This is a genomic window from Aestuariibacter sp. A3R04 (assembly GCF_018860805.1).
Lineage (GTDB): Bacteria > Pseudomonadota > Gammaproteobacteria > Enterobacterales > Alteromonadaceae > Alteromonas.
Window position 1 is genome coordinate 558864 of sequence record NZ_JAHKQR010000001.1, and the last position, 21179, is coordinate 580042.

Here is a 21179-nt window from a genome sequence, read left to right on the forward strand (position 1 = left end):
ACGTAAATAGTGGCTTATGTTTGCATAAAAATAAAGCAATCCAGGCATTTATTGTTTGCTATGGCAGCATTGACCGGTACAACGCGGCGTATTTCGCGGCTGCTGCTCCCCAGGTAAATCGGGTTTTCATGCCGCGAACCTGCATTTGACGGAAGCGCGAGGGGTGTTCATGATAAAACAACAGTGCCCTGCGAATACAATTGAGTAGCGCCTCCGGGGAAGGCGCATCAAATACAAATCCCGTGGACGTCTCAGGGTTTTGTGCACAATCCACAACGGTGTCTTTTAAGCCGCCCACTGAACGCACAATGGGAATGGTACCGTAGGCTAAGCTGTACATCTGGTTGAGCCCACAAGGCTCAAATTGCGATGGCATCAAAAAGAAATCGGCACCCGCTTCAACCAGATGTGCATGTTGAATACTAAAACCATTAATAAATGAAAACTGGGTTGGGTGTTGCTGGGCAAATTCGTCTAAATCCATGCAAACACCGGGATCGCCGGTGCCGACGATGATGACTTGCAGGTTGTGCTGAAGCAGGTCATCTAATATTGGCACGAGATAGCTAAAGCCTTTTTGTTCGGTGAGACGACAAACCATACCAATAATTGGAACATCGGGCTGTTGGGGGAGGTTACTGGCTTTTTGCAGCGCGACCTTGCTCTCTTTTTTCAAGTGCAGAGTCTCTGCCGAATAGTTCTCTGGAAGAAAGTCGTCATCTTGTGGGTTCCACTGACCGTAATCGCAGCCATTTAAAATGCCGCTTAAATCGTCCTTGCGCAACATTAGCCGGTCGTGCAAACCGTGAGAGCCCAAATCGGTGAGAAGTTCCTCAGCGTAATTCGGACTCACTGTAGTGATTTTTGTTGCGAACTGAATGCCAGATTGCAACATGTTGATATAACCGCCGTGAACGTGAGGTAAAATTGCCGGATGATGTCGAAGATACGGAATGTCCGCCAGCTTGTGTACACCCTGAAAAGCGGCGTTGTGAATAGTAAATACGGTTTTAGTACTGGCAAAATAACCACTTTGTTCATGAACCAACAAAAAGGGGAGCATGGCGGTGTGCCAGTCGTGACAGTGAATAATGTCCGGTTGGAGCCCAAGAGCCTGTATGGCGTGTAGTACCGCACCGGAAAAAAAGCTGAAACGCTCGGCGTTATCGGTGTAGGCCTCGTACTGACTGCTGTATAGTCCGTCGCGATTAAAGTATTCCGGGTGGTCGATAAAGTATATTGTCAGATCATTCCAACTGAGTTGCTTGATGTTGTAGTGATAGACCTTACTTTCGGCGAACAGGGTTTGTTGGCTACAGGCGTCAGCCAGCTTGTATTCGTCGGCAATGGCTTTGTAGTAAGGCATGAACAGTACTACATCTTCGCCAGCTTCACGCAGTGCTAGCGGGAGGGCTTTACCTACATCTGCCAGTCCGCCGGTTTTAACCAGGTCTTCTACTTCAGAAATTGCGAAAACAATGTTCAAGGTTCAGTCTCCAGTTGTTTGAAATACCACGTAGCCGGTTTGGTTGTTTTCGAAAGAGGGGACAGCCCCTTTCTTTAATTACAAATACTTCTGTAAAGCGAATATTTATTGTCTTGCGCTACGGTGTGTGTTTGTGGAAACACATCGCCGAGTAAGCCCGGGTAAGGCAAAAAACGGTTGGCTACCAACTGTAAGCTGCCGCCAGGTTTCAAATGTTGTTTGCTGTCTTCAATAAATCGCCGGGTGACAGTGTAATCGGTTTTAACTCCGGTATGGAACGGCGGATTGGTGGCAATGTGATTAAAACGCTGCTCCACACCGTGTAATCCGTTTGCTGCAATCAATGTGGCAGCCTGGCCATTGGATGAAAGGGTTCTGGCTGAACAAAAAATAGCCAGGGCACTGACGTCCAGCATGGTCATCGTTACGTGTGGAAATTGCTTTAATAAATAAGCGCCGATAACGCCCGCACCGCAAGCAAAATCAAGTACGTCTCCACGCAGCTTGTCAGACCCTTTTTCCAGTAACATCTGCGTGCCTTCATCAAGCTCACCATGGCTAAACACGCCAGGCATTGAAACCACATCCCAATCCACGCCTGCTACGTGGTAAGTGTGTGTGTTGAGCCAGTGCGCCGGGGTAAAATCAGTTGCGGCAGAAGAGGGGATCGCAGTAATCAGGCTGCAGTGCCGGGCTGAGTCTACTTTTTGATGTGCACCGATATTTGCGAGCAACTTGCTAACACTTTTAATCCCGCCTTTGTTTTCACCCACAATATGTATTCTGCCCCCGCTGGTGAGCGCACTGTGAGCCATCGCAATGAGCATCTGCATATGCGCTTTCGACTTGGGCAAATAAATAAGAACGTCAGTATACTGGCTATTACTATCGATAAAAGGGGCAAAGTAATGCTGGTGCCTGCCTATTTTTTGCGTCACATTGAAGCCGTAGTTTCTTGTGCTGACATCCCGGCTGTCGAACTCACAGGAAGGAATAACTTTCACCGATTCGATAAACATATCGGCATACTGATACATAAATGTTGCATCAGTAGCTGGAATAAGATCTGAAAAATAGGCGTCTGCAGGGTTGATAATCAACCAACTGCCTTCATCAAAAAGTGCAAGGTTGCGTTCCAGCAACTGACTTTGTGGGCTTAACATAGCTGCAATTCCATTTATTATTCAGTGCGTTGATAAATTAAATCCCATACGCCATGCCCTAATTTTTGCCCGCGCACTTCAAATTTTGTGGTGGGGCGATAGTCCGGACGAGGAACATAATTGCCGGTGTCAGCAGTGTTTGTGTATCCAGGCGCAGCATTCATCACATCTGCCATGTGTTCTGCATATGGCTCCCAATCGGTGGCCATGTGAAACTTACCACCAATAGTGAGTTTTTGTCTCACCATTTCGACGAACTCAGGTTGCACAATTCTGCGTTTGTGGTGGCGCTTTTTGTGCCAAGGGTCGGGGAAGTACAGTTGCACTCTGGTTAACGCCCCATCGGGGATCATTTTTTTGAACACTTCTACGGCATCGTATTCCATTACCCGTAAATTACTCAGATTGCGCTCACCTGCGTCAGCAAGACACGCGCCTACGCCGGGACGATGTACTTCAATGCCGAGAAAATTGAGTTCTCGACTTTGTGCTGCCATCTCTACCAGAGATTTACCCATACCAAAGCCAATTTCCAGTACTACAGGAGCATCGCGACCAAACAGTGCTGTCATATCCAGCATGGATTCCTGAAACTCTACACCCATGGTCGGCCAGTAGGTTTCCAGCGCCTTCGCCTGACCATTTGTCAGTCGGCCTTCGCGTTTAACAAAGCTGCGTACTTTACTGATGTATACGCCAGCGGCTTCCGCTTCCTGTTGATTCTTGTATTGACCCATTTTAGTGCCTGATGTTGCTTGTACAGATAGGCCACTGTTTACCAGCGACCTGATAGATTGGGGCGGCATTATGCCCGTCGTACTTATGATTGCAAAATACTTTGAGCAATAATACTGCAATTCTTAAAGATTAGGGTAGTCGCTGTAGAATATCAGTTAATTTCATTGCGACTTCATCCGGACGCTCCAGCAGACACATATGCCCTGCGTCGGGAATAACAGTGAGCGTAGCCCCTGATATTGCTTTGTGGGCCTTTTGTAAGGTGTCTTGAGGTACAATGTTGTCTTCACTGGCTCCAATAAAGTGAACAGGAAAAGGAGCTTTGTTCAGCAGAGGGACCAGCGATTCCCGTGGTGTTGTGGCTTGAGTATGAGCAATGAGGGTGGCGGCGCCAAGGTCGCTGCCCATTTCCGACACCACACCGGCAACGTGCTCGCTTTGAAGATAACCAGGGTGAACAAAGCGCGACAGGTAAGCAGTTTTTTGCGGGTGAAACTGCCCCTTTTTCAACATGGTGACCAATTGCTGACGTCTGGCGATTTCATCCTTGGTCAGACCATAAGGGGAGCATCCAATAAGCGTTAACGATGCTACGTTGGCAGGGTTTTTCACGGCCCAGCACCCGGCAACGTAACCGCCCATAGAAAAGCCAGTCACATGAACCTTTTCTCCCTCCAAAACGCGGTCGGAAGTCAAGGACAGCATGTCGTTTAATGATGATGCCCACTGAAGGGGGACATAGCGACGCTGCGAGAGAGTGAGGTTTTTCCACACCGGTAACCAGACGCGTTCATCACAAAGGGTTCCGGGTAAAAATAAGCATGGCAGCGACACAAATACGACCTTAAGGTTTAGTAACAAAGCGGGCATGGTATCATACTGGGGTTGCAGGCTTATGAAATATACAAATGACTTCAGGTTTTAGTGACCGCGTATTAGCGTGGTTCGATTTACACGGGCGTAAAACATTGCCCTGGCAAGAGGTGATTACGCCCTATGGTGTTTGGGTGTCTGAAATTATGCTTCAGCAAACCCAGGTAACCACAGTTATCCCATATTACCAGCGCTTTATGAGCAGTTTTCCTAACGTTCAGGCCCTTGCTGCAGCCCCTCAGGATGCGGTGCTCGATCATTGGACAGGGCTGGGATACTACGCTCGAGCGAGAAATTTACACAAAGCGTCAATCAGTATATGTGAGCAACACAACGGCGAATTCCCGACACAAATAGAGGACGTTGTTGCACTGCCAGGAATCGGGCGTTCTACCGCAGGTGCTATTTTGTCTATCGCTTGTGGTCAAACCCATGCCATTTTAGATGGTAACGTGAAACGGGTACTGGCTCGCTACTACGCCGTTGAAGGCTGGCCTGGGCAAAAAACAGTTGAGAACCAGTTGTGGGCCTATGCTGAAACCAATACGCCTGCTAAAAGGTGTAATCATTACACCCAGGCGATGATGGATTTAGGCGCAATGGTGTGTACCCGCAGTAAGCCCCGTTGTGATGATTGCCCATTGCAGTCAGATTGCCTGGCCTATGCTCAGGGGCGTCAGACAGACTTCCCGGGTAAAAAGCCCAAAAAAACAGTGCCAGTGAAGAAAACCAACATGGTAGCCGTGTTGTATCAAGGCAGTATATTAATGGCTCAGCGCCCTCCCACGGGGCTGTGGGGCGGGTTATTTGGTTTTATTGAAACCGACGACGAAGTGCAGGCAATGGTTGATACATTGCCACTCACGCAGGCAGAAATTAAAACACTGACGCCGTTTCGCCATACATTCAGTCATTTTCATCTGGACATTTCACCGTATTTGGTTATTGCCAATGACATCAACAGTAACGCAGTGGCGGAAGATAATTTTCGCTGGTTTCATTTACATGAACCCTTGGGCGTAGGCACCGCCGCCCCTACTCAAAAAATAATCTCACAGATCAAACAAATCATATAAACTGATAGCCTTAATGAAGGAGGCAAACATGAGCAGACAAGTTTTTTGTCAGCATCTTAAGAAAGAGGCTGACGGACTGGATTTCCAGCTTTACCCCGGAGAGTTAGGAAAACGCATTTATGACAATATTTCAAAAGAAGCCTTCGCGGAGTGGCAAAAAAAACAAACCATGTTGATCAACGAAAAAAAACTCAACATGATGGCGCCCACTGACAGGCAGTTTTTGGAAGAACAAATGGAAGCCTTTTTGTTTGAGGGCAAAGAGCCCACCATTGAAGGCTACGTGCCACCGCCGAAATAACGCATTTTCGTCTAGCGATTGAGAATAATCAGCGATAAGGTGGTTAAATAACGAACGCAGGTGAGTGTTTTTTCATTAATTTGCACAAACTGTGCGCAATTGAAAAAAATTACAAGAAAAACGGTTGACTTGTTACGCGGAAATCCGTTTAATACGCACCCACAGCGCAACAGGCACTAAACGCCTACAACGCTAACCAGATTTGCCCAGATAGCTCAGTTGGTAGAGCAGCGGATTGAAAATCCGCGTGTCGGTGGTTCGATCCCGCCTCTGGGCACCATTATTCAAGAAGCCCTGCATGAAAATGCGGGGCTTTTTTGTATCTGCCAGCCAGCCCCGCGTTGCCAAATAAATCCGGTTTATCCAAAAACTAGTTAAAAGGTTTTACCTTAATGGGTAGCAATCTATAGTTTCGGATAGTTGTTGTAACACTTTCATGGCCCAAGAGTACTTGTGCATGCTCAAGCTCTAGATCACTTGCCGCCTTCTTACCTGTAAATTTATTAAATGTGAGATAAGTCGCAACCATGCGGCACTTAATAACATAACGACTGCGTAAACGAGTAAGATATTGATGCTGCGTATTTTTTATGCAAAAGTTAGAGGGTTAATAGTGTGATATATGGAAACGCTCCGCACAACATCGAGGATTTTTTCCGTAGAATAAATTGTTAGGTACTTGTATAAAATGGAAATTAATTCAGTCCCATTTAATCAAAAAGAGTTTCTTCGAGGAGCTATTGATCTCCTTAGCGATAAATTCGGCGAAGAGGAACGTTTTATACTTAACCACAAACTCGACTGTACAGATCTAAGCTTGCTACCTTTTTTTCCAACACTCAATGCTGAAAAAGAAAATATTTCAATTAAAAAGTTTATGCTCTATTGGTTCAAAGAAGCGGAGGCTCGGGGATTTGTAGAATCATCAAATAACCAACACTTCCTGTTCACCAATAAAGGGCTTCGTAAAGCTCGGCATGCTTGCAATCCAGTAAAGTTCTTTTTCAAAGCCCATTGGAAATTTGTTGTATCTGCTGTTCTGTCGTTTATCGTTGCTATTATGGCAATTTTGAGGTTAATTCAGTGCTAGTGAGGAACGTACCATACAAACGCATTAACACTCGCTGCGCTCGCTAGGGACAAAAACACGTAGGCTCCCTCGCTTCGCTCGTCATTATAGCCTACGTATTTTTGCCCGTTATGCGGGCGTATGTTTTCAAGGAGGTTAAATGCCCGTTCCTGACTCAGTAATTGAAGAAATCAGAAGTGCTGCAAAAGAAGCGTGGCCTAAGGACAAGGAAATGCAAACTTACACAGTCAAGGAAGAGCTTGATGCATATAGAAATTTCGAGGCTCTAGATTATTCAGGCATTTCTGATGAAGAAAAAGAAACTTTAATCCAAGAGGCCAAGGAAAGTTTCGAAAGCTGGGAAGAACGTTTTTCTTCAATTCAAGACGAACTAGAAGCAATTGTAGAATTGAAAGAGTTTTCAAGCCGCAATCAGGGAAACGATTTATATAACCAATGGGTGCTTGAGGCTCAATCAGAGAATGACAATTATTTTAGGGGGCAGCTTGAATATATACAGAACAAGGCCTCAAGTTATGACGCAATCCAACGGACTCGATCCGAAATCGATCCGCTGAAGAATATTTTGATTGATATAGAGAACATCATAGGTAACGAGTGTTACAACGGGAATATTCAAAATTACGGGAGTTGGGGTGAACTGGAAAGTGAAGGTCGCTCATTTCGTTACCCTGTCAAATTTTACGATGGTGAAAATGGATACAAACGGAGAACCGTACCCCGAGACATTCCTGCCGAACAGTTGATCAGTGGATACTACCCATTTGGTGCAAATGAATTAAACATATATAGAGCACTACATAAAGTTCTTAAGTATCTAGAGGCTGAGCATGGTCTTAAACTACCAAAAACATAACAAGCGCATGTTGTCGGACTGGTTTTCCGCTGCGCTCCAAACCAGCCGCAAATGCGAGCGTTAAGTTTCACGGAGAGTTCTCGTGTTTTCACCAACAATTGTACCAAAGATAGTAACTCCTGATATCAAGAAACTCTGCAAAGATCTGACTGGTTGCAGCGAAGCATACTTTGTGGATGTTTTTAGCAAGCCTGGGGCTATACGAAATAAGTGCGCCCTCAACGCAAAAGGTGAAGCTCAAGAAAAGAATGGAAATGTTATTTTTGGCTGGTCAATTTTTGTTTGGGAAAAGGTACTTGTTCAGTTTATAGGTCACGCCATAGTTGAAGCGGATGGCAAAAAATACTGCGTTACTCCAGCAAAACACGGAGAATCAAAAATTCTATTCATTCCAGACCCCGCTATAACTTTCAACTATGATTCAGAAAGTTCTAGATTGCCGTCAAAAACACTGCCCATTTCAAAACAGAAAGTGGTGCACCAGCTTATAGCTGTTCAAAGCAAGCTCTTTGAAATAAAATCTAAATATCCTGTTACAAGCGGGCAATTGCTTCTTGTGGGAGACGATGCAGAAAATGTCCGTGAATTGGAGAACGAGCAACAGAAATTAATGAATCGGATAATTTATCTTCACCATCCGATTAAAGCTAATTGTTCATGTGGCTCTGGAAAACAGTTTCGGAAATGCTGTCGGCCTCACATGAAGAGGGAATATGGCTAAAAACTTAACAAATCAATCAATGTCGCCTTCGGCTGGACCTCCTTACGCTTCGCTTCAGTCGGCCCATTATTGCGGCGCTGGGGGATCCCCTCATAATTCAGGCACTCCGGTGACGTGAACTCTTCGGATGTACTGAGTGATAGCCCACCGAATTTCAGAGATTGAAACGGGGTAATCCCGCCGGCGTTTTCGAACTTCCCGTCCGAGCCTGATTAGTGAGAGTACCGGACGATTCCGGATGGTATTGGCCTGGAAAGCACGCTGCCAATTGTGCTTATATGCTATGATTCCAATCAGCCTAAGCAGCCATTCGGCTAGCATCGCAATGAGCAACAGTACATCGAAGCGTTTAGGGCAGCGCGTTTTGCTGTGACGCAGTCCTAGTCCGTACTGAGGACTTTTAATATCCCGGAAGCTTTTTTCTATCTGCATTCGCTTGGCATAGAGGTTAACGAGTTTTTTTGAGGTCAGTGATTCTGCGGGGATATTCGTTGCAAGTAGCCAAGGTTCTTTACTGCTATCGCGATAATTTTGTTGTGCATTGTGATGACGACCCGCTTTCGATGAACGCTTGTCTTTACGGCTTTTGGGGTTGGCTTTAAACAAATGCAAATAAGCATTAAGAGGGCTTTTACGACCTAACTGACCAAACCCTGGGTAACGCGCCTTGGCATTAGCTGAAGGATAAAAAGACTTGTTGCTGCGCCACTTAGATTGCCCCTGTTCACGAAAGCCAACTTCACCACGGACACGTCCAAGCCAGAACCAACCAAGCTTTTCAACTTCACGGAACCAGGTGTTTCGGTAGCCTGCATCAGTGACAATAAGCGGACAACAGCGCTGAGGCAGAATGGCTGCTAATTCTCGTAAGAAGGGATTATGACTGACCGGAGAATTGTATTGAGAAAATGGAAATACCCGTTCGTAGAGAATGACCGAGCGGCCCTCAAAACTTACAGATGCACGCAGAGTTTGATGGCGCATTTGCTCTCGTACATCAGACCAGCCAATGAGTATTATTGGCATTGGATTCGCCCCGCAGAGAAGCCTTGCATGCCAGCGATAAATATCGAATCTCTCGTTGTGCAAAGCGTGATTACCAAGCAGCCGGTCAATCCGTTTAATGTTGTGCTTAGCGGCAACCGTCCCGGTGATATTGCGGCCCAATTCGGTAAGCGAGAGTTGCTGTCCATCAAGCAACGACTGCACAGCAACCATTAAAGACGATAGACGTTTTTGATGTAAATTCGGGCATTGATTTTTAAGTAAATCATGTAAGATAGATATATCACGCATGGTGTGTTGTTCTGGTATGTTTTTGGCGAAATGAATTAGATCAAATTGCACCATGCGTGTCTATATTATTGAATCTGCTTTAATTTATGAGGGGATTCGTTAGAAGGTGGCGTTATGTTTTTCTTAGGTTTGAGTTAAAAGTTATGAAAAGGAGTTTATATGGACAATATATTTTCTGACAACATTTCTTTAACTATTACTATCGTTATATCACTGTTTGGGATCGTAGCTGTTCATAGGCTTGCTGGCTCAAGAGCGAAGAAAGCAAATTTTTCAGATAAAGCTAAGGCTTTTGAATCAGTTATCAGGAGTGAGCTATCAGAGGTGTATCCTATTCCCACAAATTGGCCTGAACATGCCAGCATTTACCTAGAGAACAAATTTGCTAGCATCCAATCAGCTGTTGCTGCTTTTGAAGTTGCGTTACCTTGGTATAAAAGAATCGGGTTTCGGAAGGCGTGGAAATTATACCGTGTTGGAGATAACCCTACACATAAGGATACAATTCAGGAATACCATCAATATATGGGTTTCACAATAAACGGTGAATATACCGACCCTAAAAAACAGTTAAAAATAAATGTAGATCGCTTATTGAAGTACGCAAAAACATAACAAACGACTATGGCGTCAACCCTGAATTTAAGCAGCTTTTTCTTCCCACATGACGCAGGCAATAATGGCAACTTTCTTAGGTTTGCCTGCTTCGACTAGCCGAGTATAAGTGCGTTTAAAAACAGGATTACACTGCATCGCTGACATCATCGCCATGAACAGTAGTGTGCGAACCTGACTGCGGCCACCCTGGATAACCTGTTTGCCTTTGTACTTGCCACTTTCTCTGTTCATTGGTGCTACACCAACCAGTGCAGCAATTTCTTTACTGTTCAGCAAGCCGAGTTCCGGCAGGTAACTAATGAGCGTAGCAGCCGATACTTTTCCGATCCCCGGCATGCTTTGCACAAGGTCACTTTTGGCTTTGTACTCCGGACAGCTTTCTATCAGCTTGCCCAGTTCATCATCCATTTTTTCTATTTGCTTTTTGATGGCCAGGAGTACAGATTTAATACTTGCCTGCGTAGCTTTGGGCATGATTTGAAGTCTGTTTTTTTCACTTGTCTGCATGTCTAACAACTGGTTCCGCCGTGACACCAAATCTGCCATAAGCCTCATAGTTTCGGGCTTCAGGGACGACAGGGCAGGTTGAATGGCCTCGCTGTAATGTGCGATAAGCTCAGCATCCAGCTTATCTGTTTTCGCTTTTCTGCCAATTGCGCCGGCGAAGCGTTTTACGTGTATCGGGTTTACCATATTGAACGGTAAATTGGCTTTCGCACATGCTGTAATAAATGCAGCTTCGTAACGGCCGGTGGATTCAATCACAATGCGTTCAGGGCTTAATTTTTTCAGCCCGTTTAATTACCTCAGATATGCCTTTTGTATCGTTACTGACCTGAAAATATTCATGTGACGGACGAACATGGATGTCCAAGAATTGTTTGCCTGTGTCTACGCCAACGTTAATTTTTTGCGCTGCTGATCTATTCATAATAAGCTAACTCTGGTTTGCTAAATGCGAGCTCGGGGCCCAGTCGACTATTCGAGTATGTTGCTTGGAGCACTGTGTGGTGTTCATGTTTGTTAACGGTCTCTCAACTGAGGAGCCATCGCATAATCGAACTGCCACGCAGCCAACTTTGGTTGCAGCCAAAGTCTGGGCCTCACTTTACCCATCTTTGAAAAAGTTGTGGGGAATTTAGGGAAGAATTATCCATACAAAGCGCTTAACTCGTTCACTGGGACAGTAACGCAGCGCGGCTTCGCCATTTTCGCGCTACGTCACTGCCCGTTAGCTTAAAGTTAGGTGTTCATCATAATTCATCGCACGGAGCACAAATGAAAGAAAATCATGAGCTTTACCTAGGTATCCTTAAAGATATCAAATATAGAACATCCGTTATTGATCGTTTATTTTCTGATGCATCGGGAGTCAACCTTGAAATCACAGTCTTAGAATCAGCTTGTTTACAGCTTAGAAAAATATTGGAGCAAATAGCTTTTGGATCTTTAGTTTCAAATGTTAAATTATATTCTCAAGAGTATGCAAAATTCGAAAAATTTTGGAATGCTGAATATTTGCTAAAAGATATGGCTAAAGTAAATCCAAAATACTTTCCTATACCAATTTCCCAAGATAAGAGTGATGTCAAAGGTGTAAAATCCCAATTTAATATAAAAAGTGATGACACTTATTTAAACCCAGTGGAATTTGTTAAAGTTTATAAAAAATGTGGAGCTATTCTTCATGCACGTAACCCATTTGGCTCAAAGGTAAGCTTAGAATTTTATAAAAAAAACATACCTATTTGGCGTCAAAAAATAATAAATCTTTTAAATTCCCACGAGGTTCATTTCGTTGGAGATAAAAATTTGTACTTGTTTCAAATGGGGGCAATTAATGAACCGCCATCTTTTACTTGCTTTGAGCCTATGCAAGAGAATACCTAGGGAAGATGCGAATAAGTCCCCGATGTGAGATCATAGCTGCATAGTAAATCACAGCCATTGCCGCCCATGAGCCAACAGTTAACTTTTGCCGACAGCGAGTTTTCCAGCAAGCGCCGCCAGACCCGTAAAGAGATATTCTTATCCAGAATGGATAACCTGCTGCCGTGGCCTCAACTGCTGGAAGTGATTGACCCCTTTTATCCTAAAGTTGGCAATGGTCGCCGCCCGTATCCACTGGAAACCATGTTCCGCATTCATTGTATGCAGCAATGGTATAGCCTTGGTGATGAAGCCATGGAAGACGCGCTGTACGAGATTGCTTCAATGCGTCAGTTTGCGCAACTGTCACTGGATAAAGCCATTCCTGACCGCACCACCATTATGAACTTTCGGCACTTGCTGGAAAAACACAAGCTTACTCACAAAATATTCAAAACGGTTAACCAATGGCTGACGGACAGCGGTGTGATGATGACGCAGGGAACACTGGTGGATGCCACGATTATTGAAGCGCCAAGTTCTACTAAAAATAAAAAGAATGAGCGTGACCCGGATATGCATCAGACAAAGAAGGGCAATGAATGGCATTTTGGTATGAAAGCCCATATCGGAGTGGATGCCCAAAGTGGCCTGACGCATACGCTTGTAACCACTGCCGCCAACGAACATGACCTGAATCAGTTGAAAAACCTGTTGCAACGGCGACGAGGAATTCATCTCTGGCGATGCTGATTATCAGGGCGCAGAGAAGCGGGAAGAGCTTAAAGATACGAATGCAGAATGGCTTATTGCCGAACGCCCCGGTAAAGTCCGGGCCCTGAAAAAACATCCCAGCAAAAACAAAATGGCCATCAAAATTGAATATCTGAAAGCCAGCATTCCAGCTAAGGTGGAGCATCCGTTTCGCATCATTAAATGCCAGTTTGGTTTTATCAAAGCACGGTACAAAGGGCTGATGAAAAATGACTCACAGTTAGCCGTGCTATTCACCTTAGCGAACCTGTTTAAAGTAGATCAAATGTTACGACGACAGCCGAGATCTGTCTGAAATCCGGGAATAACCCGGACTAGGGTCGAAATCCGGCCTAAAACGCCAGTATATTGACCTAAATTGTAGGACCTGTTCGCAGTTTCCCTAATTGATGGACGGGGTGGGTTCGTGCGGATACCGCAAAATAGCTCTGTTCCTGATTTAAACCGCCTTTTGATGATGACTCAGACCAGTCGCTTACAAATTTAGACGTGTTTACCGTTGCCGACTTTTGAGGGGCATAAGATGTCCAAACACCAATGGCGATAAGCGCAACGAAGCCAAAGAGGAACAGATTTTTTCTATGTGCTTTATTCATAAGACATCAAAGTATCAAAGGGACAGAGATATTGAAACTTCATTTCTTGAAAACTCATTTTTTGAAACTTGTCTATGCGCCTTGGGCGCTACTTTTCGTTTTAAATTCAGTGCACTCTCTGCTTTAAATTTATCATTACCATCTATTTTTGACTTGTTTAAACAACCCTTTATCAGAGGTGTAATAAAACTTTAATACTTTAAATTGTCTTCAATGTCATGTCCGCTGCTCTTCTCTATATGGCCAGAAAAGTCTTTGACTAAATTCAAAAATATTTACAACAAATATACCAGGAGAATGGAATGAAACACTCGTTGATTGCAGTGCTTGTATCGTCGGCTTTGTCACCAGCGTTCGCTGCTGAGGTTAACGCCCAAGAAGATGCATATGAAATCGAAAAGATAGAAGTATCAGGATTTCGTAGCTCTGTAATACGCGCCAGAGACATTAAACAAAGTGCCATGATCGCCCAAGATTCTATCGTTGCTCAGGATATTGCTGACTTTCCAGACCTCAACCTTGCTGATGCCTTGCAACGAGTTCCTGGAATTGCGATTACTCGCGAAGGTGGTGAAGGACGCCAAGTGTCATTACGCGGTCTGGGTCCTGATTTTACCCGAGTGCAAGTAAACAATATGGAAGCTCTTGGTACCTCTTCATCACCGATGGACGCACGTGGTGCCGTGGGTCGTTCAAGAGCCTTTGACTTCAATATTTTCGCCTCTGAATTGTTTAATCAGATTGACATAAGAAAATCCTACTCAGCCGATCAGGAAGAAGGCGGAATCGCGGGAACCATTAACTTGCAAACCGCCAGGCCTTTTGACTATGACGGCTTCAAAGCGGCAACATCTGCACAGCTTGGAACAAATTCCCAAACAGATAGTACAGATCCTCGCTTTGCAGTTATGGTTTCAAACACTTGGTCTGATTTTGGATTACTCGGTTCAATTGCTTACAGTAGTAGAGAAACCAATGAACAAGGAACCAATACCACTCGCTGGCGCCGCGAAGGTGGAAAAACTGCCGCAGATCCCAATGACATTGAATTACAAGCTGCATTAGATTCAAATGAACTTTGGTTTCCCAGAGGGCATCGTTACTCCGTCTGGGAAAATGACCAAAAACGATTAGGCATAACGCTGTCTGCTCAATATAAACCATCAAACGATTTTAGCTTGTCTCTGGATTATCTAAGAGGTCACCTTGAAAATGACCTTGCCGAGCATCACAACGCCGTTAAAGACAACAAGATTGTGAATGAGTTGGAATGGATTGACAACAATGGTGACAAAGAAGTCATTTATGCCAGCTATCAGGATGCAACTTGGCGAAATGAAACTCGTAACGATTACAACGAGAGCCTTTTGGAACAATTGACTCTGTCTATAGATTGGACATTGACGCCAAGCTTGGTTATGAAAGCACTGATTGGTTCCAGCTCATCAGACTACGAACAACCCAAAGTTCACAGAGCTTACATTCACGCCAGAAAACAAGCTGACATCATTACTGACTTTAGAGGCGATCGGTTTTATGGGGTCAGTTATTCGCCAAATTTCGACGTGAATTCAATTGATGGTTTTGAAGTAAGAGAGCTGCGTTTTGAGGAAAATTATATCTATTCTGACTTTGACAATGCTAAAGCCGACTTTGACTATTTCTTAGACAATGATGATACGGTGAGTTTTGGTATCAACTATAAAAAATTCACTAATTCTGGGTTTAATCTCGAGAAAAATGGCTTCCCAAAAAATGGCTTATCACCTTTGAAAGAAGATGACGTTACCTTAACACCGGGCATGGTAGAAATATTTTCAGGGCACGAGGATAGAAGTTGGATCATAGCCAACCTCGATGCTACCCAGCGACACTACGGCCTAGATGGCTTCCAATTGGGTGATGAATTTATCAATGAAAACAGCAAGTACAAAGTTGTAGAAGAAACCATAGCCGCCTACTCCAAATACTCATTGGAAATGAATATTGGTGACATGCCATTACGAGCTGAATTCGGGCTTCGATACTATGAAACAGAGTTGACCTCTGAAGGACTCTCCCAAGGCACCCCCACAAGTCTGACTAAAGAGTACTCAGATGTACTGCCAAGTGTAAATATGGTACTGGAATTAAACGATGACTTACTGTGGCGATTTGGCGCAAGCAATAATGTTACCCGCCCGTCACTTAGCGCTCTTTCTTTCTCTGCAAACGTCAGCCAAACTTCCTTAGATGAAGGGGATATTGGTGTTATTGGTGTTGGGAATCCAAATCTGAACCCATTTGAATCCACTAACTTTGACACCTCTTTGGAATGGTATTTTGGAGAAGTTGGGGTAGTGTCTGTTGCTGTTTTTTACAAAGACATTAAGAATTTCATTGTGACCGAAACTGATCAAATCACCTACAGTGAACTGGGATTGCCTGCAAATCTATTGCCTGAAGGAAAAACTGTAGACGACATTTTTAATGTCACCTCTCCTCAGAATTCAGATGAAACCGAGATAAAAGGTGCAGAATTGTCAGTGCAGCGAGACCTAGACTTTCTGCCGGCCCCCTTTAATCACCTGGGCGTCATAGCAAACGTTACCTGGGCTGATGGCTCAACATTATATCGAAATGTTCAGGGAACAGGCTTGGCTCAATCTAAGAGCTTTCCTGGATTGTCAGATACCAGTTACAACTTCACCTTGTACTATGAGGCAGAACAATGGGGAGGCAGGATTGCCGCCGCCTATCGCAGTGATTATATCACCAGAGTAGAGGCTGGTCTTGGGGATGAAGACGAACGCGGTTTCCACGCGTCCACTTTTGTGGATCTCTCTGCCTACTATTGGGTGAGTGAGAATGTAAAGGTGAACTTTGAGGGTATTAACTTAACCGATGTCAGAGAGGAACTTTACAGTGACTCCAGCGACAGAGCCTATAATACGACCACCAGTGGGCGCACTTTCATGTTAGGTGCTACGGTACAGTTCTAGCAGCACTATTGAGTCGCGCATTGCTGTGCGATGCGCGACTCGCAGATAACAGTACATATATGATTAAATTTCGTAAGAAAAAACTTATTGACGTTTTTCTTTACCTGTCCATGTTAGTTCCGGTGACTGCAGCATCCCACGGAAGCGGTATAGCTCACGAGTTGACGTTGAATGACAAGGTAAAAGGAAACTCGGAACCACAAACAAAACAATGGTTGGCTGGCGACCATCATATTCATAGTCGATTTAGCGTAAAATGGGACTACTCAACAAACCCTCCTTCTCCAATTTTAGGTGGCGATGCGCGCTATTCGGCAGAATTCAATGCCAAGAAAGCCGAATTGTATGGTTTGGATTGGATGGTAATAACCGATCATGGAGGGCCGAATCATAGTAAAGTAAATCTTGAACAAGCGTATCCAGATCTGCTTAAAACACGTATTGCCTACCCCAACATATTGCAGTTTTATGGCATGGAATTTGACACGCCAGGAGCAAGACACAGCAGCTTGATCTTGCCTCATTCTGAACATGAATCAGAGCATCTATATTTCATCGAAAAAAACTTTAACAGGCGTGAAATTCATCCAACAGATATCCGTAGAGATACCGTAAAGGCCATGCTAAATGCACTGCAAACAATGAGCAAATTAACGCCTAACCCCTTATTATTTGCCAATCATCCAGGCAGAACAGCAAAAGGATTAGGAGAATATACTTGGGTCACTCCCAAAGAACTGAGAAAATGGAACAACATTGCCCCTAATGTTGCGATTGGCATGGAAGGTTCTCCAGGTCACCAGGCGTCTGCGCTAAATCCAGATGGCAGTATCAATCAGGCAGCAAAAAGAAGTGGCTATAAAGAATACCCGACGATGGGTGGATTCGACCAAATGACGGCAAGGCTGGGAGGTTTTTGGGACAGTATGCTAGGTGAAGGTCGTCGTTGGTGGATAACTGCAACATCCGATAGCCATGTACATTACACTGACGGCCGTTCGGATTTTTGGCCTGGGGAGTATTCAAAAACCTATGTTTTTGCGGAAAAAAACTACAATAGTATTATCAATGCATTACGGAAAGGGCATATTTTTGCTGTCACTGGCGACTTAATAAACGGGATCAACGTCAATGTCAGATCTGCTGATGGCACTGTTGCATCTATCGGGGAAGAGTTAACGATTAGCGCAGGAAGCTCCGTCAATATAGAGGTGAAAGTCAGAGAGCCCCAATCTGATAAGGATTCTGGAAACCGCCAAGGCACACCCCCTCGCCTTGTCCGTGTAGACTTAATTACCGGAAATATTTATAACAAATACAATGATTTAGCAATAGATAGCAACCCATCAACCAAAGTCGAAAAAAGATTTACCGCCAGTGAATGGCAAGCCAAAGGTGGTTGGTATCACATGAACTTTACAATAGAAAAAATTAAGGCCCCTTTTTACATAAGAATTCGGGGGACCAACAACTTACATGAATTAGAACCTGAGCCCGATCCCCCTGGAGAAGATCCGTGGCAAGACCTGTGGTTTTACACCAATCCTGTTTTTGTCAATATTACCCAATAACGCTCTGAAATAAATCGCCTAGGGTAAACCGTCAAAGTTACCAAAACTTGGAACCTACCTTAGAGCGAGTATATCACCGGAGATTTTTTGCAACCTTAAGCTATTAGCACTACCTTTAAATTGGGATAAACAGCTTTCACAAAAAATTGCACCAAATTTGACTGTAACAAAAAAATCACAAAATATATTGTCTCATTTACAATCAAATGAACCTCTTATCTATGTGTGCTATGAAAATTAATTTTACGTCTAATTCAATCAAAGTAAGGGGTTCGTTTAATATGGTTACCTTTAAAAAAATAATATTTGCCTTTGTATTTCTTGGGCTGTTTCAACCACTTCATGCCGCCTCCAAATCAGGCAACTTTTCAACATTAACCTATAACGTCGCAGGTTTGCTGGAACTCTTCTCAAGTGCGCCATCGAGCAGGCAATCTGCCACTGAGCAAATAAGTTGCTATGTAAACCAGTTTGATATTGTAAACGTTCAGGAAGATTTTAATTATCATGCAGCGCTATACGATACCTGTAACAACCACAACTATCGATCGCCCACATCTGGCGGGATGGGAATAGGAAGTGGCCTCAACACCATGAGTTACTTTGAGTTTTCCGATATCAAGAGAATTCAATGGGAAGACTGTAGTGGCGTGGATTGTTTTACGCCAAAAGGTTTCACCATGACAAAGCTGCGTTTAGAAGAAGGCGTGTTTATTGATGTATACAATTTGCACACTCAAGCCGAAACAAACAGTGCGGCTCTGGCGGCAAGACGAGAAAACATAAAGCAGTTACTCACTTATATTTCATCACATTCTGCCGGAAATGCGGTTATCGTAATGGGAGATGCTAACACCAGGTACACACGGGCGGGTGACAACATGGAACTATTCTTAGACCGTGGCTTTAAGGATGTCTGGATAGAGTTGTTGCGGGCAGGAATAACGCCTGAATCCGGAAGCAATGCCCTGGTATGCAATCCACAGGTAACCTCAGGTTCCTGCGAAATAGTCGACAAAGTTCTATTCAAAAATAGTCGCTATATTAACCTGACTCCCGTTACCTATGAAGTAAGGCAAGATGATGAAAATAGAAAAGGAGAAAAACTGTCCGATCACCCTCCTGTTGTTGTTGACTGGCGCTACGAGACGGATAGCCAAATCCAATGGAGTGACAAGTATGGTGGCAACGGTGGCACAAACTTCAGCGATCTTGACGCATTGGCCACATCAAATGGTATCAGTAAAATCGCGTTACGCGCTGGCAGACGAGTTGACCAAATACAGCTCACATTTAATAGTGGTTCCGTGAGCACTCGCGGCGGTTCAGGCGGAAGCCTAGAAGTCCTAGAGCTGCAATCTGGAGAATATCTGACTTCTCTGGAAATTTGCATTGGTAATAAAAATGGTAGTGACAGAGTCTTTTATGCCGCATTTAAAACAAACAGGGAAAATCGCATTGAAGGCGGCCGAAAATCAAATGAATGCCAAACAATAACAGCACCTCAAGGCTGGCAGATAGAGGGCTTACATGGCAGCTCGGGGGACGAGATAGACAGTCTTGGCGCCATTTTCACTAAAATTTAATAATATTCATATAGCATGCCTTCACAACATGAAAAGCAAAATAGAGTCCATACAACGTATCATTGTTATGGGCTCATTTTATGATTGAAACAATGGGTGAAGCAGTAGTGAAAAGAGTTTCTGGTGTACAGAAAATACTCATAGATAACCAACAGCAATTATGTGGTTATGTGAAGCGTCACGCCTTAAATCCAGATGACGCCATCGACGTCTATCAGGAATCAATAGTCAGGGTCTTAGAGCAAGCCAGAAAGACAGAACTCAAGAATCCGTTGGCTTATGCAATTCGAGTAGCCAGAAACCTTTTGTTGCGCAACAATCAGCAGGAATATGATGATTTGGATTCCGTTGAGTGTCAGCGTGCTACCCCTGAAACCCAATTACACCATGTGCAACGCCTGAAGCTCGTCGAAGAAGCCCTTCAGACAATGCCCGAGCTAAGAAGAAGGGTGTTTACTTTACGTCGTATTAATGGCAAATCTGTCGAAGAAATAAGCAACATGTTAACTATGAACGAAGCCGCTGTATCCAAGCATATTGTCAGAGCGATGGCTGATATTCAACGATATCTGGATAACAGCGAATGATTCAGGGAGGAGAGCTATAATGACAGATATAGATGATGAAGTTTATGATGAAGCAGCACAATGGTTAGAGCTGATGAGTCGACACAAGCTTGACAGTTTAACCCAACGTCGTTTTCAAAAATGGCTGAAGCAGTCAATTGAGCACAAAAAAGTTTTTGAGTCTATGGTGGATACATGGTCTGCCCCTGAATTAGAAACAGGATTAAAACAACAGGGGCGCGCAAAATGGCAACCTGTGGATTCGATTTTTTCAAAAGTACCAAAGCAATGGTTAGCCATAACTGTTCCAAGCGTCGCCATGTCCGCTATTTTTGTTTTTATGTTACTGAATACGATCATGTCCGGACAGGTGGAAGATTCTCTTAATTTGCAACTGAGAACTCAGGTGGCAGAAACAAGAGATGTATTGCTTGAAGATGGAACTGAAATAAATATTGCCCCTCAAAGTAATTTAAGGGTAAACCTGTCAGACACTAAAAGAGACATCAATCTGATTGATGGTCAAGCCTATTTTGATGTCGCCAGAGATACCGAAAGACCATTTGTCGTCTCTGTCGGGAACGCTAGTGTCACAGCTTTAGGTACCGAATTTAATATTGATAAAGGGGCAGGCATTACCGACGTTACCGTTTATGAAGGTATTGTTGAGATTCGAGATGCAATGACTGGTCTTTCACGATTAGTCAAGGCCGCGGAAAAGGTTCGAATTTTCGCTGAAGATTTTGCGCCGGTCGAGCAGTTCCAATTAGCCAAGCGGGTAGACTGGCGGTCAGGCTGGGTAGAACTTGATAATGACTCATTACAGTTTTTAATAGAACGATTAAACAGATATAGAAATACAGCCATTATAATCAAACATGCCTCTCTCAAAGAACTGGCAGTTTCAGGGCGATTTCGTTTGGATGATTCTAAGCAGGTGTTAGCCATGCTTGAAGAAGTTTATCCTATAACAGTCACAACAAAGCGTGGTATTACTGAAATAGATTTTCGGTAACAT

General features: G+C 44.1%; 19 protein-coding genes, 1 tRNA gene and 1 pseudogene. 14 read left to right on the top strand and 7 right to left on the bottom strand.

The window, feature by feature from the left end; translation table 11 throughout:
• Nucleotides 1-58: 58 nt before the first annotated feature.
• The 4 genes from glgA to KO518_RS02395 all read right to left on the bottom strand — a co-directional run bounded on the left by glgA (nt 59) and on the right by KO518_RS02395 (nt 4257).
• Nucleotides 59-1486, bottom strand: coding sequence for a glycogen synthase GlgA (gene glgA / locus KO518_RS02380; RefSeq protein ID WP_216024199.1), 1428 nt, complete (start codon nt 1484-1486; stop codon nt 59-61).
• Between the two features lie 74 nt (nt 1487-1560).
• Nucleotides 1561-2649, bottom strand: a complete 1089-nt coding sequence (locus KO518_RS02385; protein ID WP_216024200.1) for a methyltransferase — start codon at nt 2647-2649, stop codon at nt 1561-1563.
• Between the two features lie 17 nt (nt 2650-2666).
• Entirely contained in the window at nt 2667-3386 is a 720-nt protein-coding gene (gene trmB, locus KO518_RS02390) for a tRNA (guanosine(46)-N7)-methyltransferase TrmB (RefSeq protein WP_216024201.1), read from the bottom strand.
• A 130-nt stretch (nt 3387-3516) separates the two neighbouring features.
• Complete coding sequence (locus tag KO518_RS02395; RefSeq protein WP_216024202.1) at nt 3517-4257, bottom strand: alpha/beta fold hydrolase; 741 nt, start codon at nt 4255-4257, stop codon at nt 3517-3519.
• Nucleotides 4258-4295: 38 nt separating this feature from the next.
• On the opposite strand from KO518_RS02395, the gene mutY reads away from it, so the two are divergent.
• The 6 genes from mutY to KO518_RS02425 all read left to right on the top strand — a co-directional run bounded on the left by mutY (nt 4296) and on the right by KO518_RS02425 (nt 8304).
• A complete protein-coding gene (mutY, locus tag KO518_RS02400) occupies nt 4296-5336 on the top strand; it encodes an A/G-specific adenine glycosylase (RefSeq protein ID WP_216024203.1) in 1041 nt (346 codons plus the stop codon).
• Nucleotides 5337-5364: 28 nt separating this feature from the next.
• Entirely contained in the window at nt 5365-5637 is a 273-nt protein-coding gene (locus tag KO518_RS02405; protein WP_216024204.1) for an oxidative damage protection protein, read from the top strand.
• A 204-nt stretch (nt 5638-5841) separates the two neighbouring features.
• Nucleotides 5842-5917, top strand: a tRNA-Phe gene (locus KO518_RS02410).
• A gap of 408 nt (nt 5918-6325) precedes the next feature.
• Nucleotides 6326-6727 (top strand): hypothetical protein, encoded by a 402-nt coding sequence (locus KO518_RS02415; protein ID WP_216024205.1) that lies wholly within the window; start codon nt 6326-6328, stop codon nt 6725-6727.
• Between the two features lie 139 nt (nt 6728-6866).
• Nucleotides 6867-7583, top strand: coding sequence for a hypothetical protein (locus KO518_RS02420; RefSeq protein ID WP_216024206.1), 717 nt, complete (start codon nt 6867-6869; stop codon nt 7581-7583).
• Between the two features lie 82 nt (nt 7584-7665).
• Nucleotides 7666-8304, top strand: a complete 639-nt coding sequence (locus tag KO518_RS02425; RefSeq protein ID WP_216024207.1) for a hypothetical protein — start codon at nt 7666-7668, stop codon at nt 8302-8304.
• A gap of 90 nt (nt 8305-8394) precedes the next feature.
• Here the strand turns inward: KO518_RS02425 and KO518_RS02430 are convergent, their stop codons facing one another.
• The gene (locus KO518_RS02430; RefSeq protein ID WP_216024208.1) at nt 8395-9600 is read right to left on the bottom strand and encodes an IS4 family transposase; all 1206 of its coding nucleotides are present in this window, start codon (nt 9598-9600) and stop codon (nt 8395-8397) included.
• A gap of 159 nt (nt 9601-9759) precedes the next feature.
• Here KO518_RS02430 and KO518_RS02435 point away from each other — a divergent pair, with 159 nt between their 5' ends.
• Nucleotides 9760-10215: a hypothetical protein gene (locus KO518_RS02435; RefSeq protein WP_216024209.1), complete on the top strand. Its 456-nt coding sequence runs from the start codon at nt 9760-9762 to the stop codon at nt 10213-10215.
• A gap of 51 nt (nt 10216-10266) precedes the next feature.
• On the opposite strand, the pseudogene KO518_RS02440 reads toward KO518_RS02435, so the two are convergent.
• Nucleotides 10267-11149: pseudogene (locus KO518_RS02440) on the bottom strand (IS110 family transposase); the annotation flags it as partial.
• Nucleotides 11150-11496: 347 nt separating this feature from the next.
• Here KO518_RS02440 and KO518_RS02445 point away from each other — a divergent pair.
• The gene (locus tag KO518_RS02445; protein ID WP_216024210.1) at nt 11497-12108 is read left to right on the top strand and encodes a hypothetical protein; all 612 of its coding nucleotides are present in this window, start codon (nt 11497-11499) and stop codon (nt 12106-12108) included.
• A 66-nt stretch (nt 12109-12174) separates the two neighbouring features.
• Nucleotides 12175-13156, top strand: a protein-coding gene (locus tag KO518_RS02450) for an IS5 family transposase (protein ID WP_252735748.1) whose coding sequence is annotated in 2 segments (ribosomal slippage) — nt 12175-12804 and nt 12806-13156 — 981 coding nt in all. Because the reading frame shifts where the segments join, the coding sequence is not laid out codon by codon here.
• Between the two features lie 58 nt (nt 13157-13214).
• Here the strand turns inward: KO518_RS02450 and KO518_RS02455 are convergent.
• Nucleotides 13215-13457, bottom strand: coding sequence for a hypothetical protein (locus tag KO518_RS02455; protein ID WP_216024211.1), 243 nt, complete (start codon nt 13455-13457; stop codon nt 13215-13217).
• Nucleotides 13458-13759: 302 nt separating this feature from the next.
• Between KO518_RS02455 and KO518_RS02460 the strand changes: the two genes are divergently transcribed.
• The 5 genes from KO518_RS02460 (at nt 13760) to KO518_RS02480 (ending at nt 21176) form a co-directional block, all read left to right on the top strand.
• A complete protein-coding gene (locus KO518_RS02460; RefSeq protein ID WP_216024212.1) occupies nt 13760-16438 on the top strand; it encodes a TonB-dependent receptor in 2679 nt (892 codons plus the stop codon).
• A 59-nt stretch (nt 16439-16497) separates the two neighbouring features.
• The gene (locus KO518_RS02465) at nt 16498-18009 is read left to right on the top strand and encodes a phosphoesterase (RefSeq protein WP_216024213.1); all 1512 of its coding nucleotides are present in this window, start codon (nt 16498-16500) and stop codon (nt 18007-18009) included.
• A gap of 281 nt (nt 18010-18290) precedes the next feature.
• Nucleotides 18291-19595 (top strand): jacalin-like lectin, encoded by a 1305-nt coding sequence (locus KO518_RS02470; RefSeq protein ID WP_216024214.1) that lies wholly within the window; start codon nt 18291-18293, stop codon nt 19593-19595.
• An 80-nt stretch (nt 19596-19675) separates the two neighbouring features.
• Complete coding sequence (locus KO518_RS02475) at nt 19676-20182, top strand: RNA polymerase sigma factor (RefSeq protein ID WP_216024215.1); 507 nt, start codon at nt 19676-19678, stop codon at nt 20180-20182.
• 19 nt (nt 20183-20201) lie between these two features.
• Nucleotides 20202-21176 carry a FecR domain-containing protein gene (locus tag KO518_RS02480; RefSeq protein ID WP_216024216.1) on the top strand — a complete coding sequence of 325 codons (975 nt, stop codon included), beginning with the start codon at nt 20202-20204 and terminating at the stop codon, nt 21174-21176.
• Nucleotides 21177-21179: the final 3 nt, after the last annotated feature.